The organism is Siminovitchia fortis, from assembly GCF_003605365.2.
Classification (GTDB): Bacteria; Bacillota; Bacilli; order Bacillales; family Bacillaceae_C; genus Siminovitchia; species Siminovitchia fortis.
Genome location: NZ_QYTU02000056.1, coordinates 1 through 15,797 on the forward strand (window position 1 = coordinate 1; position 15,797 = coordinate 15,797).

Annotated in this window: 15 protein-coding genes and 1 pseudogene; 7 read left to right on the forward strand and 9 right to left on the reverse strand. The window is 36.1% G+C overall.

Annotated features, from left to right (window positions below):
• Positions 1-497 precede the first annotated feature (497 nt).
• Together D4N35_RS16615 and D4N35_RS16620 are read left to right on the forward strand one after the other, a co-directional pair.
• On the forward strand, positions 498-899 hold the full coding sequence (locus tag D4N35_RS16615; RefSeq protein WP_120075700.1) for an RrF2 family transcriptional regulator: 402 nt from the start codon (positions 498-500) through the stop codon (positions 897-899).
• A 524-nt stretch (positions 900-1,423) separates the two neighbouring features.
• Positions 1,424-2,338 carry an NAD(P)/FAD-dependent oxidoreductase gene (locus tag D4N35_RS16620; RefSeq protein ID WP_120075702.1) on the forward strand — a complete coding sequence of 305 codons (915 nt, stop codon included), beginning with the start codon at positions 1,424-1,426 and terminating at the stop codon, positions 2,336-2,338.
• Between the two features lie 370 nt (positions 2,339-2,708).
• Here the strand turns inward: D4N35_RS16620 and D4N35_RS18745 are convergent.
• Positions 2,709-2,804 (reverse strand): annotated as a pseudogene (locus D4N35_RS18745) (hypothetical protein); the annotation flags it as partial.
• A gap of 42 nt (positions 2,805-2,846) precedes the next feature.
• On the opposite strand from D4N35_RS18745, the gene D4N35_RS16630 reads away from it, so the two are divergent.
• Both D4N35_RS16630 and D4N35_RS16635 read left to right on the forward strand, forming a co-directional pair.
• Positions 2,847-3,809: a VanZ family protein gene (locus D4N35_RS16630; RefSeq protein WP_120075704.1), complete on the forward strand. Its 963-nt coding sequence runs from the start codon at positions 2,847-2,849 to the stop codon at positions 3,807-3,809.
• Between the two features lie 135 nt (positions 3,810-3,944).
• Positions 3,945-5,101 (forward strand): IS3 family transposase gene (locus tag D4N35_RS16635; RefSeq protein WP_120075706.1). Its coding sequence is split into 2 segments (ribosomal slippage): positions 3,945-4,194 and positions 4,194-5,101, totalling 1,158 coding nucleotides; the frame shifts between segments, so codons are not numbered across the junction.
• 848 nt (positions 5,102-5,949) lie between these two features.
• On the opposite strand, the gene drcS is transcribed toward D4N35_RS16635, so the two are convergent.
• Both drcS and drcR read right to left on the reverse strand, forming a co-directional pair.
• Positions 5,950-6,975: a daptomycin efflux sensor histidine kinase DrcS gene (gene drcS, locus D4N35_RS16645; RefSeq protein ID WP_120075709.1), complete on the reverse strand. Its 1,026-nt coding sequence runs from the start codon at positions 6,973-6,975 to the stop codon at positions 5,950-5,952.
• Positions 6,972-7,643, reverse strand: coding sequence for a daptomycin efflux response regulator transcription factor DrcR (drcR, locus tag D4N35_RS16650; RefSeq protein ID WP_120075711.1), 672 nt, complete (start codon positions 7,641-7,643; stop codon positions 6,972-6,974). The genes drcS and drcR overlap by 4 nt, the downstream gene beginning before the upstream one ends.
• A 207-nt stretch (positions 7,644-7,850) precedes the next feature.
• Here drcR and drcA point away from each other — a divergent pair, with 207 nt between their 5' ends.
• Complete coding sequence (gene drcA / locus D4N35_RS16655) at positions 7,851-8,618, forward strand: daptomycin efflux ABC transporter ATP-binding protein DrcA (protein ID WP_018705605.1); 768 nt, start codon at positions 7,851-7,853, stop codon at positions 8,616-8,618.
• Positions 8,605-10,530, forward strand: coding sequence for an ABC transporter permease (locus tag D4N35_RS16660; RefSeq protein WP_120075713.1), 1,926 nt, complete (start codon positions 8,605-8,607; stop codon positions 10,528-10,530). Before drcA ends, D4N35_RS16660 begins: the two co-directional genes overlap by 14 nt.
• A gap of 205 nt (positions 10,531-10,735) precedes the next feature.
• Here D4N35_RS16660 and D4N35_RS16665 read toward each other — a convergent pair whose 3' ends face one another.
• The 6 genes from D4N35_RS16665 to D4N35_RS16690 all read right to left on the reverse strand — a co-directional run bounded on the left by D4N35_RS16665 (position 10,736) and on the right by D4N35_RS16690 (position 14,615).
• The gene (locus D4N35_RS16665) at positions 10,736-10,882 is read right to left on the reverse strand and encodes a conjugal transfer protein (protein ID WP_120075715.1); all 147 of its coding nucleotides are present in this window, start codon (positions 10,880-10,882) and stop codon (positions 10,736-10,738) included.
• A 371-nt stretch (positions 10,883-11,253) separates the two neighbouring features.
• Positions 11,254-11,508 carry a helix-turn-helix domain-containing protein gene (locus tag D4N35_RS16670; protein ID WP_077735386.1) on the reverse strand — a complete coding sequence of 85 codons (255 nt, stop codon included), beginning with the start codon at positions 11,506-11,508 and terminating at the stop codon, positions 11,254-11,256.
• Positions 11,492-11,929 (reverse strand): RNA polymerase sigma factor, encoded by a 438-nt coding sequence (locus D4N35_RS16675; protein ID WP_120075717.1) that lies wholly within the window; start codon positions 11,927-11,929, stop codon positions 11,492-11,494. Before D4N35_RS16675 ends, D4N35_RS16670 begins: the two co-directional genes overlap by 17 nt.
• 470 nt (positions 11,930-12,399) lie before the next feature.
• Positions 12,400-13,551 carry an acyltransferase family protein gene (locus D4N35_RS16680; RefSeq protein ID WP_120075719.1) on the reverse strand — a complete coding sequence of 384 codons (1,152 nt, stop codon included), beginning with the start codon at positions 13,549-13,551 and terminating at the stop codon, positions 12,400-12,402.
• A 103-nt stretch (positions 13,552-13,654) separates the two neighbouring features.
• A complete protein-coding gene (locus D4N35_RS16685; RefSeq protein WP_042532676.1) occupies positions 13,655-13,876 on the reverse strand; it encodes a hypothetical protein in 222 nt (73 codons plus the stop codon).
• Positions 13,877-13,901: 25 nt separating this feature from the next.
• Positions 13,902-14,615: a GAP family protein gene (locus D4N35_RS16690; RefSeq protein ID WP_120075720.1), complete on the reverse strand. Its 714-nt coding sequence runs from the start codon at positions 14,613-14,615 to the stop codon at positions 13,902-13,904.
• Positions 14,616-14,711: 96 nt separating this feature from the next.
• On the opposite strand from D4N35_RS16690, the gene D4N35_RS16695 reads away from it, so the two are divergent.
• Positions 14,712-15,317 (forward strand): TetR/AcrR family transcriptional regulator, encoded by a 606-nt coding sequence (locus D4N35_RS16695; protein ID WP_120075722.1) that lies wholly within the window; start codon positions 14,712-14,714, stop codon positions 15,315-15,317.
• The last annotated feature ends 480 nt before the right edge of the window (positions 15,318-15,797 follow it).

Consider the following 15,797-nt stretch of genomic DNA (forward strand, 5'->3'; position numbering starts at 1 on the left):
TTTTTCAACACTATAATCCGAATACCCGAAATTTGATAGACTATTTAATAAAAGTCAAGGCTAGAATGAAATAAGCAGAAAAGACAAATCGAGTTTACACCGTAGAATTGTTATTTCAAATAATAAATTCCAAAACTCTACTTAATTCACAATGTATGAAAATCATTGAAGCCTTCAAACCAAATATATAAATAATTATAAAAAAGAACTAAAAGAATTTTTCTACAAGCTATTATTAGAAAGAAGGATAGGTTATAAGCTGTTATATTAAGTTGGGGGCATAGATTGACAATATCGTAGTAATGTGTCTGCATAATAATATATAAGAGAAGCATTACCATTCATAACGAGAGAAATGGGGTTTTATAGTCACGATTAGAGCATTTTCAAGAAGTTCGACTAGCTGCTATAATATAATAGCCCATGCATTATACTTGGAGTTTAACAACATTCAAGTTATTATAGATAAATAAAATCCTTAATTAGGGTGATGATGAATGAAGTTTTCAAAGGCTACAGATTATGCTCTACATACGATGCTTTTTCTTACTGCAGCGACTCCGGATAAACCTGTGGGCGTTCAGCTGCTTGCTGAGAAGCAAAAGGTGTCACCAACTTATCTGTCCAAGATACTGACCAAGCTAGTAAAGGCTGGTATGATTGAATCCATAACAGGAGTGAATGGTGGATACAGACTGAAACGAAATTGGGAGGATATTTCGTTTCTTGACATTATTCATGCGATTGAGGGATCTGCCTCTTTGTTTGATTGTAGTTTCGATCACGGACCAGATTGTCCGATTCAAAGAGTAGTATTGGAAGCAGAGGAAAAAATGGAAGAGCATTTGAGAAATAAAAAAATGTCCGCTCTTGTGCGGGAAACGAACATCGTTTTCTAGCACATATTCTTTCAACCAATTATAGATAATAAGTGTCTCTATAGTCTTTAATGAAATTATAATAAAAAATTAGGAGAATCCAAAAATGAACATGTATAAAAGGACCGTATAAGTTGATTCAAGATACAGCGATTTTTAATCCGGTATTGTGAAACGATGTCCCCGGAAGATTATAGGAAAGAGATCGAAAGTTAAGGAAGAGTTTCTGTACGTAGTCTGCATATTCATATCGCTGACTGTCATCGAATTTTACTAGGGATTTATGACTGAAAAATCTATATACAGAGTAAAATCAGCGCCTATCGATGATGTTTCAAAGATGTGCAAATTATTTAAAAGTCGAATGAGCTAGTGGATAAGTTCTTATGTAAGGAGGTGATGCCAACATGTAACATCGTAGCAGAGTGAGAATACAGTATTTCAGTAGTACTGGTTAGGTCTTAACTACATATGAGATGTACAGAGTAATTATTGGGCGTATACACATTTGGAAAGTTAAACTAATAAGAGGAAGGGAGTTAATCATGAAGGAAGTTGATGTTGTTATTATTGGAGGAGGTCCTGCTGGTTTAAGCGCTGGACTTATACTAGGACGGGCTAGGAAGAAGACGTTGATTATCGATGAGGGGCAACCGCGTAATGCAGTGACTAGAGAGGCTCATGCCTTTTTAACACGTGATGGCATTAGCCCACATGAATTTAGAAATATTGCTAAATCGCAGCTTCACACTTATCCGTCAGTTTCACATTTGGAAGATACTATCGAGTTGATAGAAGGTGAAGATGGTCAATTTTTGTTGGAAACTGCTTCAGGGTTGAAGATAGCCACTAGAAAACTGTTGTTTGCTATCGGAATGAAGGATCGCGATCTTGGCATACCAGGGTTGGCGGAGGTCTATGGTAAGAGCGCATTTGTATGCCCGTATTGTGATGGCTGGGAACTAAGAGATCAGCAATTAGTTGTCATAAACAGAGGAGCAGCGCTAATGCATTTTGTCCCATTGCTTTACGGGTGGACAAAGCAGTTTGTAGTTTGTACAAATGGTCCCAATGAATTGAGTGAAGCAGAACGTGAAGAATTGCGTGCGCATAATATCCCGTTATTTCATTCACCAATTCATTCCATCCAATCAAATCAAGGCATGGTAAGGCATGTTAAGCTTGAGGATGGAACAGTAATTCCATGCACAGGAATTTTCTTCAAGGCAGAATTGGTACTTGGATCGGAATTACCTGTCGCACTTGGTTGCCGGATGTTGGATACTGGAATAATTGAAGTCGATGAGTTTGGAAAAACAAGTGTACCTGGTGTTTATGCAGCTGGGGATGCAACTACACACTTGCACCAATCTATTGTTGCAGCTGCTTCAGGAGCTGTATCCGCAGCCGCAATAAACGGAGAATTAAATCGAGAAGAATGGCATAAGAACAACGTTTGATTCAAATTCTAAATATATTTATAAAGAGGACTTTAAATTTATAATGTACCCTTTGTAAAAGCCACTTTTATAAGGCCAAGCTACTTGAAGAAAGTGATTCCAGACTATGAAATACTCCTCATTACCATTTATGAATCAACTCTTTAGAAAAGGTGGCAGGGTCACTCCTGCACGATTTGCCACTGTGCAAAATGGTCCTAAAACAGGTCTGTCAATAAATTTGTGGAATTGATCGTAAAAATATTTAGTCGGTGTGGAGGATAATCCTGTCCACGAAGCGGATAGACAACCAGAGGTGCGATTATTTCCACAAAAAAGGAGCCATTCCTTCTTTAAACTGTACCCTTTGTAAAGGACAATCATAAAAAAGCTAGGCAGACTTAAGAAGGTGATCTCTGTATTGAATAGGGGTCATCTTTTTTAGGTTCCATTGATATCTGTAACGGTTATAGTAAATCATGTATTTTAAACATGACTTTTGATACACTGTTTCAGGAGGTGTTTTTATATGACTGCCAAGGGCAAAATAACATTGCCACAAAAACGTACAGTTATTTTTACCGTAACTATTCTTTATACTATTTTGATACTATATTTTATTTTTTTCGCTTTCGGCAGAATAGGTGCATCTGCAAGCACGACTGGGGTCACCTTTATTTTTTTTCCGATTGAGTTCTACCATTTGCCAAAGATTTCTGATTTTCTGCATCCTACTCTGATGGATTTCGTAGATCTAGGAAATGTGGCAGCCTTTATTCCATTCGGCATATTGATTCCATTGTTATTCCGTGTGAAGTTTATTCGTTTCTTTTCATTGTTCTTCCTGTCTATTCTCGTGATCGAAACCATACAGGCACTAACTTTGCTCGGAAGCTTTGATATTAACGATGCCATTCAAAACTCTCTAGGCGCAAGCATCGGATTCGGAGCGTACAAACTAGGGTATCGAACAAAAAACTTTTGGCTAAATATGGCTATTACCGGTATCACGTGTATTGTTATTCTAATCGGGGTATTAGCAATTTGCGGAATTGTGGAGAAAACGTTCACCAAAGCAGAGGGTCCCTTTATAGCTTTAAATGAACTGAAAAATAGTTCCGGGCATACAACAGCGGGAACAAAACCGTACAGCTTTAAAGTTAGCGGTCAAAACGTCGAACCTGGATATAATATATTTGGCGCCAAAGGCAAAGGAAGTGAAACCTACACTTATACGTCCAAGAAGGAGATTATTTTTTCATTTTATTATGGAATACCGGACTTAATGGATAGGGATGGAAGTATACGAGTTTTAGTCGATGGTCGTGAGGTATTATCCGGCTCTGGAACGGAGCAACTGAATTATCCGGAATTGTTTCCACAAATGTTTGAAATTCCACTTGAACGTGCAAGTAAGATTACGATAATCGTTAAGGGGAATGAAAAGCTTTGGGATGTAGGGTTTAGGGAAATGAAATATTTCTGGAAATGATCCAAACGTTTTGTTCAAGATAATGGTCTTTTTTCTTTTTCCCACCCCAAACATGTGGTGCTAGTATATTTTCATGGACACATCCTAGTTAGTTTCATAATTTTTGAGGAATAAGATTAAGAAGAGGTGTGTCCAATGAAAGGCCATAATAAAAACCAAAATAAATTTAATGAAGATTTCAAAAGGATGGTTGTGGAATTATATCAATCTGGCACTCCAGTCAAGCAATTAACCAGCGAATATGGCGTATCTGATGTCTCCATTTATAATTGGGTCAAAAAGTTTTCTCCCGTCAAATTTGAAGATGGAACCGTGGCAACGGCGGATGACTATACCAAGATTCAAAAGGAGCTTCGCCGGCTGCAGGAAGAAAATGAAATCTTTAAAAAGGCTATGGCCATATTCGCGAAAAGGTAAGCCAATCTGCAGTAGCTTCCGTGATTGATCAACATAAAGACCAACATCCCATCCAAACTATGTGCGAAGTCTTGGAATTGCCGCGAAGCTCCTACTACCTAACACTCCAAGAAACCGAATCCAAGCGTGAGCGGGAAAACAAGGAGCTGACAAAAAGGATCAAAGAGATCCACGAAGAAAGCAAAGGGCGTTATGGAGCCCCAAAAATTCACCAATATCTCTGTGCGGAAGGATATAGAGTAAGTCTGAAACGTGTACAGAGACTGATGAAAAAAGAGGGCATCCGTTCCATCGTCATTAAAAAATATCGGCCAATACCAAGCAAAGAAACAGTTATCGAACGCGAGAATATCCTGGCCAGGGACTTTTCTACGACCACCATCAATGAAAAATGGGTGGCCGATATTACGTATATCCATACATTAAAGGATGGCTGGTGCTACCTTGCTTCTGTGATGGACCTGCATTCAAAGAAAATCGTAGGCTATTCCTTTTCTTGTACAATGACAACAGACCTGGTGATTAAAGCATTGGATAACGCCTATGCCACGCAGCTACCACCAGAGGAGTTAATTCTGCACAGTGACTTGGGTTCCCAATATACGAGTGAGGCTTTCATGGAAGAGGCTGAGTCAAAAAAGATCAGACAATCATTCAGTCGAAAGGGCTGCCCGTACGATAACGCCTGTATTGAATCCTTCCATGCTATTTTGAAGAAGGAAGAAATACATCACGTAACTTATCTGGATTACGCCTCTGCAAAGATTCATCTCTTCCAATACATTGAAGGCTGGTATAATCGAAAGCGAATGCATGGCAGCCTTCAATATAAGACCCCACAACAGGTTGAAGATGAAATCCGGGTGGCGGCTTAGTCACTGCATCATGTCTGAGCACGGCGCTTTACATGGAGGGGGAAATGTTAGGCTCGTCCGCCTGCGAAAGGATTGTTTGACCCTTTCGCCCTTCGCAAGACACCCATGCCCATAGAGGCTCCATGTCAAGCGACATAGACCAACCCACTCTTATGAAATGGAGCTCTGTCCAATCCACCATCTATTTTGTGTCCAGAATATTGACGTAGATCCAATTATACGATTTACAGTGCTATGAACATTAATTTATTTAATAGGGTTTTTCAACACTATAATCCGAATACCCAAAAGAAAAAGAAATTCAAAGAAGTTGAAGCTACTTTCGGAAAATTGTTACCTGATCAATTCCCAAATTGGGGTCAAATAGGCTATGAATGGGTCTATGAAGAAATCTATGGTGCTGACTTTTCCACACTAACTAAAGCAATGGAGGAGGGTTATTTTTAACCCTCTTTCTACACTATTTTCCGATTACCCCATAAAAATATAACCAAATAAAAATCTTAAATAAAGTGTTTGAGCCTCAATTAATTTTCAAAAGTCATTGCATATGCATGTTAAAACCATGGATAATATTTCCCATACTTGGAACTGGAGATAAAAAGAGGACATATAACGTTGATTTATCGTGGTATTAATAAAACCATATTTGAAAAGTTCGATTAAAATATAATAAAAACCTGGTTATAGCTATTTTCAAGTACTTATTTTTTTATCAATTAATTCACTTACTATTGGCTATATTATTTAATATTTCTTAAGCCTTACGATAAACATTATTCTACTTGAACACCTTTAATTTGATACTATTTTCCGATTAACCAATTTCTTTAACCCCACCATTATACTTATAGATGATAATAATTTCTGATTTTTGGAAAGTGGATGATGACCTTCGTATATTTCCCATCTTCTGAATGAATGGAAAGGTCATGTCCTAATTTAAGAGCCATTTCTTTTGCAAGGTAGAGACCTAAACCGGTAGATTTGGCATGACTTCTCCCAATAGATCCTGTAAATCCTTTTTCAAATACGCGGCTGATATCCTCTGGCTTAATTCCAATGCCTGTATCTTGAATCTGTAGCCGCTTTTCTTTTAGATCTTCCTCAAATTGTACGGAGATTTCCCCGCCTTCACCTGTATATTTTAAAGAATTTGAAAAAACTTGATCCATAATAAAACCAAGCCATTTACTGTCGGTATGGACAACCTGTTCAATATTGTCCATATGAAAACGAATTTGCTTGTTAATAAAAGATTTGGCAAATTTCTTTACACTGTTTTTAGCGACTTGATCCAACACTACCTCGGAAATAAAATAATCTTTGGAAAAAGAATCAATGCGAGAATAATAAAGAGCCTGCTCCACGTAATTTTCGATTCTATCCAACTCATCTTCAAACTTGTCCACAAGGTATTCAACAGTTCTTCCATTACTGTTTTCCATAAGCAAGCGACCTGCCGCAATCGGAACCTTGACTTCATGAATCCAAGATGTAATAAAGTCTTGATGATCCATTTTTTCGTTATACAACTTTTGTAATTGATCGCCATGCACACTATTTACTTTTTTTAATAACTCAAGATATAACAGTTGTTCATCGTTTCGCGGTTTAGGCAGAGTTGCGAGAAATTCTTCATGATTACTTTCAACCAAATCATTTAATTCCCGATAAAATTCTCTATTGTAATAGTATTCGATGATTACGTATATAGCTACAATAAAAAAGATAACCACATTGGTATATACGATATTACTTACAGTGTTTCTGGGATCTGTGCTCACAATCGTCATCAAAGAAACAAAGAACATAATGATCACGTTTAATATAAAGAAATTCCGTTTATCTTTTAGATATTGAAAGAAACTCATTGGATAATATAACCTTGTCCTTTCTTAGTCATAATGAAGTGTTCTTTTCCAAGTTCAGCAAGCTTTTTACGCAGACGAGCAATATTAACCGTCAATGTATTTTCGTCTACGAAATTTTCATTCTTCCAAAGGCTACGCATCATTTTCGTACGACTGACGATGGTTCCTTTATTTTTCATCAGGATTTTCAAAATAAGAAATTCTGTTTTCGTGAGTTCCGACTTTCGATCTCCATGTAAGGCCTCTCCGTTCTCAAGGTTTAATATAATTCCATCATGTTCGATTGTCTTAGACTGTGTTTCCATGTAGGAATACGTTCTGCGGAGGAGTGCATTAATTTTTGCAATCAATACATCCATATGGAAAGGTTTTTGAATATAATCATCTCCTCCCATGTTTATCGACATCACTATATCCATTGGTGTATCACGGGAAGAGAGAAAGATCATAGGGACCTTTGAAATTTCTCTGATTTTATTACACCAGTAAAATCCGTCAAACGATGGCAAATTGATATCCATGACGACTAGGTGAGGATCATGATTAAGAAATACCTGCATGATTTGGTCAAAGTCTTCGATCTTAACGGTTTCAAAACCCCACTTTTCTAATGTTTCCCCTACCATATCACGAATGGTCAAATCATCTTCCACAATCATGATTTTCATTCCTCTTCCCTCCAAACAATCATCCTTCTTTAACATCATATTAATTGAATATCGACCAACATACAAAGAAAATATCGTGTTTAAACATATTTTTTATCAATGTGACGAAAATGTAAGGTTACGAGATCAAGCTGTAAGTTTATATAAAGGGCACCTATTGTAAAATAAAAACGTAAAACAAAACAACTCTGAATGGAGGATTTAAATATGAAAACTATTGTCGAAGCAAAACAAATAAAAAAAGTCTATGGTGCAAAGGGAAATGTATTTTCAGCTTTGGAGGATATAGACTTAACCGTCATGGAAGGTGAATTCGTCGGTATTATGGGTCCCTCGGGTGCTGGTAAATCAACTTTACTAAATATATTGGCAACAATTGACGAGCCGACTGCTGGTGACATCGTGGTTGACGGAATCAATTTGACAAAGATGAATGAAGAGCAATTATCTGCCTTTCGCCGTGACAAACTTGGTTTCCTTTTCCAAGACTATAATTTATTAGATACTCTAACTGTGAAAGAAAATATTATCTTGCCGTTAGCCTTGGCAAAATTGAACGTTAAGGAATTGGAACGAAGAGCAGATGAAGTGGCAGATAAGTTTGGCATTCGCGACATTTTAAATAAGTACCCGTATCAAATTTCTGGGGGACAAAAGCAACGCACGGCAGCATCACGCGCGATTATTTCAAAGCCAAACCTAATATTGGCAGATGAACCAACAGGTGCGTTGGATTCGAAATCAGCAACAGACTTATTAGAAAGTTTAAAGGATCTTAATGAACAAGACAAGGCAACAATTTTAATGGTTACCCATGATGCTTATGCGGCAAGTTATTGTAATCGCGTCCTATTTATTAAAGACGGTAAAATCTTCACAGAACTTGTGAAAGGGAAAAGATCCCGCAAAGAATTTTTCAACAAGGTGTTGGATGTTCTATCCGCACTGGGGGGTGGAGCAAATGACGTTATTTAGTTTAGCAAGGAAAAATATTAAAGGTAACTTCAATAATTATTTTGTCTATTTTGTTACGCTCGTCTTCAGCATGGTTATTTATTATACGTTCACTTCCTTGCAATATAGCGAAAAAATTCAGGAAAGCATTGAATTGTCGGATACAATGAGTTTCATGTTTGGGGTATCATCAATTATCTTAATTTTATTCGTAGCAATCTTTATTTTGTACTCCAATTCATTCTTCACAAGAAAAAGGAAGAAAGAAGTCGGATTGTACGCCATACTTGGTTTACGCAAGAAAACCATTGCAAAAATGTTATTTTATGAAAATTTGATTATGGGAATCATTGCAATAGTTATTGGAATTATTCTTGGAACCTTACTTTCCAAATTATTTGCAATGATTTTAATAAAACTTATGGGTTCAATTGCCGAGGTGGACTTCGGTATTTCCATTCAAGCGATTACCCAAACAGTCATAGTCTTTATGGTCATTATTTTATTCACTTCCGTTCAAGGTTACCGTTTGATTTATCGTTTTACATTAATCGAATTATTCTATGATGAGAAAAAAGGAGAACAAATTCCAAAGGTTTCACTTATATCGGCTATTATCGGAGTTATATTGCTTGTCGTTAGTTACTGGCTGATATTAAAACCATTTCCTGACGAATTTACTACGGAATATTTAATGAAAAATTATGGTATTGCTTTTGTTGCTCTCGTCATTGGCACCCATTTATTTTTTCGATCTGTAACGGTCTATTTATTAAGATTATCACAAAAAAATAAGTCGCGTTATTACAGAGGAACTAGAATAATTGAAATATCTCGCTTACTGTTTCGTATTAGAGGGAATGCACGTACCTTTACAGTCATTGCATTGTTGAGTTCTGCAACGATCTGTTTCTTAGGTGCAACTTACAGTGGGTATTACAGCAACGAAAAAAGAGCTGAGGAAGTTGTTCCGTTCAGCTATTCGCATTTGTCAAAAGGTTCAGAATTTGATTCGCAGGTGGAGAGCATAATAAAAGCAGATCATCGACATCCAATAAAAGCCCAACTAGACATACCCGTCATTCAGGTAAAAGGAATACTCTCATTTCAACTGGATTATGACATAAATCCTGTGCAATTAATCTCAGAAAGTACATTTAATAAAGCAGCGAATGCTTTAAATAAGGATGAAACAGTCTTACTATCAAGAAATCAAGCAGCAGTAATCCAGCCAAGGTTTACTGAATATACGAAGTCGGTTTTTAAAGGAGAAAATATAACGATTCAATTGCCTCAAGGAAGCAGCGAACTGCCATTTGTTCATATGGTTGAAAGTAATGTGCTACCTTTCGATTATCCCGATTTCTTTCTCGTAGTCAGTAACGAAATGTTTGCTGAGATAGCCAAAAAAGAGGCTCCATTAACTTATAAAGTGTATGAAGTGGAAAATGAAGTAACGGCACAAGCCACATCAAAGAAAGTAAATAAACTGGTTGGAAACGATTTTCAAGTTTCTTCATCATTTTATACGGAGTATAAGCAAGGTAAAGAAGGAAACGCAATTACTCTCTTTATTTTTGGATTTTTGGGGCTTGTATTTTTAGCGGCAAGTGGAAGTATCATTTATTTCAAACAGTTAACAGAAGCGAATGAGGCGAAAGGACACTATGAAATCCTTAGAAAAATCGGTGTCAATAAAAAGGATATACGTAAATCAATCAAAAGGCAGTCATTATTTGTGTTTGGATTGCCACTAACCGTAGGAATATTGCACAGTTGTGTGGCATTGTACTTTACTAGCAACTTTATTTCTAATCTCATTGGAATCAATCTTATCTTCCCTATTCTAATGGCTATAGTCTTCTTTGTTATCATCTATGCAGTCTATTACGTATTAACTGTTAATACGTACAATCGCATTGTAAACAAATAAGAGCGAAACATCTCTCGAATGTTCGGTTCGGGAGGTGTTTTTTCATGTATTCCTTTGTTAAAAAAATCCTCATTACTCTGGAATCTAGACCGATTATATTATTGAAGATCAAATTGAACATCCTTAAATCTTCTAACAACAAAAAATCGAATGATTGGAAATATGATAACTCCTATACAAAATGTATCGCCAATAGAAACACAATTCAGTCTGTAATATCAGAAATGATGCCATATTCTTTCATTAATTTATTTTTAACCATGTAATATTCTTTCTTGGTAATTAATTTACGGGTTAGCAGTTGTTTTAACATAGCAATTTGCATACTATATAGAATCAAATTCTGTTTCAAAAAACACGTCCCCTTATAATTAATCAATTAAAATCAGATGGCTGTTGGTGCAGCTCCACGGGAATTTCACCCCTGCAAGTATTTCTTCCAGCCCTACTCATAGCTTGCGACGCTTCAAACGCTCGAACCATGACGGTAGGGGAGTATCATTATCCTAACTGATGGGTTATCGCCAACAATCCACCACGATTGCATTAGACTCATAGATTATCGCTCGTTTCTAAAAAAGTCATGGCGTATGAATCAGATGGCTCGCCATCAGTTGAATGTATCTGATTTTTTAGTTTATACTGCACAGCGTTATCTTCCGTGCTTTCTTTGTCAAAGAACAAATTATGATTAATGAAAGGGAAAACCTAACCATTCTGTATTCAAATTTTGAAAGCTAAAACAGATTGCATAAGCTTCGCTCGTAAGCGTTCACGTGTATCTTCATCGATGCCCCAATAAGTGTTTCCTTGTTCATCACGGAGCTTACGCATGGATAGGCTTGTCATATAGCTTCCATAATGTAGAACAACTACTTTCATTGCTTCTGGCTCACCCTTATTTGCAGCTAAAATAATTGGGTACGGCAATAAACCACGCTCGTTGTTTCCAACATTAGAATTAATCACTCCATTCATCTGCATGTTCCTCCAAAAATCGTCTTAACCTTTTGAAAGAGCTTGTCCTCCTATACTGAACGGGACTACGTGGAATATCGAGTAGTTCAGCTATTTCTACATCTGATTTGTCAAAAAAGTAGTATAAAAGGACAGTCTTACGCTTTTCTTTTGGCAAAGTACGCAACGCTTCAGCGAGTAATTTCGGAGTTATTTTCTTTCCAGCCACTTGAAAACTTTGTCCTTCTTCTCCTTCATATTGCTTATCTAAGGTATAGAGTTGATTTTCTTCTTGTGGTGTGAGATCAGAAAATGTCATCTCCTTTGCTTGTCGTTGTTGTCTTTCGTTGAAAATATTAATTGCTTCATTCTTCAATACACGTTTACAAAAGGCATTAAATGCACAGCGAACTTGCCACTCGGTACGATCTGGTTCGATCATGCATTTCCTCTCCCTTCGCAACTGCAAAGGTGGGTGATGATTTCCCCTTTCATAACCTTCAACAAGATTTTTTATGAAATGCCAAAAATAAAAGCAATATTTTTAAAAAAATATTCATTAAATACAAAAAAGCCCAACTGAACATAAGCCAGGTGGGAGTAAAAATTTATACATATTATTAAATGGAAAATTCTATTTAAAAAAGTTGAAAGCCTTAGTTCAAGAAGAAAACAAATTACGACAAAACAAAAAGTAAAAGTAGTATATGAGCTAAGGCACGATTATCCTGTGAAGGCATTACTCAAAATTGCCGGTATTCCACGTAACACTTATTATTATAAAATTAATACTTTTAAGCACATCAGATAAAAATCCAAAGTAGAAAAGGCTCATTAGTTCTATTTTTGAGAAGCATAAGGGCAGATATGGTTATCGTCGTATCCTCTTTTCTTCTTTAAAACTCACCATCCCTAAAGAATCTTTGACACAAAGGGAATCTGCCTAATTATATAACCTAACAAGAAGCAAAGTGGTATCGTGATCAGAATCGTAGCTAGAAATATGAAGGATGGTGGAAAGTGGATGACCTTCAATCCAGCCATAACAATAGCGATAATCGGTATATGAATGATATAAATCACGAAGGAATGGGCTGACAAGAAGCTCCAACCTTTTCCTTGATGAAAAACTCTTTTGCGAAAGAATATGATTAATCCGAGAATGACGCCAACACAAAATAGAGCTTCCCACAGAGAATAAACCAAAGATGTCCAGTTCCAGCCGCCAGAAAACTGTAATCCGTCTACCCCAAATATCAAGACTAAGGGAAGGAGAAGAATCGATGCTCCAATTGCAATTCCAAAACCCGCCCTCCCCATAGAATCAGGAGTATTTCGAAACCAATTGCGTTGGTAAGCGATGATGCCCAAAATGAATAGCCCGACATATTGTGGGAGATCATAGCCGCTTGCTGTAAAAAGTCCAACGAATGATTGAACCCCGGGAGATCCACCGGGTAAATCAAGAGCAGGGACCCACAGTCTTATGATGAAGTATCCTACTGCTAATATCATGACAAAGACTGTAAACATCCTGTAGGTGGGTGGCGTACTCTGACGAACTACTGATAGCTTATTTTTACTCATAAATTTCGCCCAGACTGCGTATAAACAAACGAATACGAAAAGTAGCTCGACGTACCACATCGGGCCATAGGTTAAATGTGAAAAATAGGTTTGCCATGTAAATGGCTCCTGGTTAAGCATATAGACTTCAATTGATTGAACTTGGCTAAGAATGAGAACGTAGAAGATAAACGGGACTAGGAACCGGATGAATCTATCTTTGATAAATCGGGTTGCTCCATTACGTTCAAAAGATGAAGGAACAAAATATCCGGAAATAAGAAAAAACGTACCCATGAAAAAAGTCTGATTAAAAGCAAGGAATAGAAGGCCCATAACAACCCCAATAGACCCTTGTGATAATACCTCGTTATAGATGGAAAAATACACTAAATGATGTAGCACTACTAACATTGTAAGAGCTGCCCTTAGGTTATCAATAAAGTATAACCGACCTTCCTTTTGGAGAGACGAGCTCCCTATATGTCTTGAATCCATAATAATTCTTATGTTCCCCTCTATGAATATTTAAAAATATATCTCAACGGAGCATCCGCCAAATAGGACGGCTATGTATAAGTCGTCCTATTTGCTTTATATTTTAATTTTCTCTTTTAGTTGATCCGTCTATTTTCCAAGAGGCTAAACCTATGATTCCGCCAACTACAATAAATATAATGTCCATAACAATTTCAAATCCCTGAAACGCATCAATATAATTTACCAAAAACCAACTTTTTCCACCATTAGTCAAATGATTGATTAATCCGCCTACTCCCTGTATAACAAAAAGTAGACCAAGTCCACTGATAATTTCTTTCATGATGAACACCTCATTAATAATTTTTTTAATTTAATATGCCTCTAAGACCGATGTTGAAAAAAACCGCACCTACTACTCCTATCGCTGCCAAGAGTGAGGACATCGGAGCTTCATTTAATTTTGATCTAATTTTATTTAGAAATTGTTGCAGTCTCTCTTTAAACATAATATTAACCCCTAACAAAAGAAGAGAAGGAAGCACCATTACAAGATTGTAGCCAATTATAATAAAGATAGAAGAGGAAGGCTCAATTGTTAGGTGATTCATTAACAAAATTGAATAAAAGTAAGGCAACGCAGTTACAAATTCAATTAGAAAAACAATGATACCTAATATGATCATCCCTCTCATCGTTGTTTTTTGGGGTATAAATGAAATTAAACGTTTTTTTGTAGTATCATTTGGTTTACTGAAGCTAATTAGAACAATAACTGCTCCAAAAAGGATATAAAACCAATTGATAAAGTCAAATTCAGATAACTTTCCGATTCCTTTCAATAGTGAATCTCCACCAAAGTATAGTAATAAGCCCACTATGAAGTAGCCAAACTGTGTAATAAACAAAAAAACAAGCAAGCGAGAAGATAATTGATTAGGCTGTGTCAATAATAAATAGGCTGTTACAGCAAGTACACCAGGACTTAATATATCAATTAATGCGCAAATAGAAATAATTAGCAAAGCTATCGATGTGTCTATTGATGAAGAAGGCATTAATGCTTCAATACTTTCGATCAAATATAGAGTCCCTCCTTTTTATATGTTATAATTTAAATAACACAGTGTGTTAAAATTATAATAGCACACTGTGTTAAGAAAAGGAAGTGATTTTTTATGCCAAGGATTGTTAATCATGAAAAAAAGAGGAAGTCAATTGCTGAGGCCGCTTGGAATATTATTAAGAACGAGGGAATCGAAAAGGCATCTATAAGAAGAGTTGCTATTGAAGCAGGCATGTCTGCTGGGGCGTTAAGACATTATTTTTCAACTAAGGATGAAATGTTATTATTTATCATGGATTATTACCTGGAAGAAGGGAAAAAACGTTCTCAAAGTAAAAGTTGGTCAGACAATCCATTGCAGGCAGTCGAGGAAGTTTTATTGGAGCTTGTACCAATTGATGAAGAAAAGAAAATCGAAACGAGTGTATGGTGGATCCTTGCACTTCAGTCACTTACAAGTGATACATTAAAAGAAAAAAAAGATGAAATGACTAACGGTACGTATGAATTAGCAAATTCAATGATCGAGATATTAGTTCTAAAAGGGATTTTATCTGATTCAACTAATGTAAAATTAGAAAAAAGTAGGCTAGCGGCATTAATTGATGGATTGTCCATTCATGCTCTGTTAAGACCTGATGTCTACTCTCCAGAAAAGGTGAAGGAAGTAATCCGTTATCATTTAGAAACACTCTGCGATGAAAGTAAATTGAGTTAATTGATCATGTATCTGAAGTTATAGTCCATTTGTGTTATAACGAGATGCACTTCAAAGGGGCATTTTGTTGAACAGTTGCATGAAGTAGGCTTTAGTATATTACAGCTTTTCCTTCCATTACAGGCATAGCCGTCATATTTTTAGTAAAAATACAGTTCACGGATAAGCTTGTAACTAAGTTAAAAATAAATTATTTTAGAATGGCAGTAAATTAGATGAAAAATTCACATTTTTAATCATAGGTTTAAAAAATAGTTACTTTTCAATAAAAATCTGATAGGAAGTGTGAAAATATGTTGGATACTATATGTTTTTTCTGCAAAAATAAATTTACGATTAATCATTCTGATTCACAATATTATAAAATCAAAAAAGGAGAAAATAAATATTATATATGTAAAAGTTGCAATAATTTGATGCTAGTATAGTTTCATGGACACATCTAAGTTAAATTTATACAATGACTTTTAAGGAGGATGT

Bases quoted from the DNA above. Each gene is read 5' to 3' on its own strand.
- D4N35_RS16615 (WP_120075700.1), top strand. From the start codon at position 498: ATGAAGTTTTCAAAGGCTACAGATTATGCTCTACATACGATGCTTTTT.
- D4N35_RS16630 (WP_120075704.1), top strand. From the start codon at position 2,847: ATGACTGCCAAGGGCAAAATAACATTGCCACAAAAACGTACAGTTATT.
- drcS (WP_120075709.1), bottom strand. From the start codon at position 6,975: ATGAGTTTCTTTCAATATCTAAAAGATAAACGGAATTTCTTTATATTA.
- D4N35_RS16660 (WP_120075713.1), top strand. From the start codon at position 8,605: ATGACGTTATTTAGTTTAGCAAGGAAAAATATTAAAGGTAACTTCAAT.
- D4N35_RS16685 (WP_042532676.1), bottom strand. From the start codon at position 13,876: ATGAAAGAAATTATCAGTGGACTTGGTCTACTTTTTGTTATACAGGGA.
- D4N35_RS16670 (WP_077735386.1), bottom strand. From the start codon at position 11,508: ATGAATGGAGTGATTAATTCTAATGTTGGAAACAACGAGCGTGGTTTA.
- D4N35_RS16695 (WP_120075722.1), top strand. From the start codon at position 14,712: ATGCCAAGGATTGTTAATCATGAAAAAAAGAGGAAGTCAATTGCTGAG.
- drcR (WP_120075711.1), bottom strand. From the start codon at position 7,643: ATGAAAATCATGATTGTGGAAGATGATTTGACCATTCGTGATATGGTA.
- drcA (WP_018705605.1), top strand. From the start codon at position 7,851: ATGAAAACTATTGTCGAAGCAAAACAAATAAAAAAAGTCTATGGTGCA.
- D4N35_RS16620 (WP_120075702.1), top strand. From the start codon at position 1,424: ATGAAGGAAGTTGATGTTGTTATTATTGGAGGAGGTCCTGCTGGTTTA.
- D4N35_RS16680 (WP_120075719.1), bottom strand. From the start codon at position 13,551: ATGGATTCAAGACATATAGGGAGCTCGTCTCTCCAAAAGGAAGGTCGG.
- D4N35_RS16675 (WP_120075717.1), bottom strand. From the start codon at position 11,929: ATGATCGAACCAGATCGTACCGAGTGGCAAGTTCGCTGTGCATTTAAT.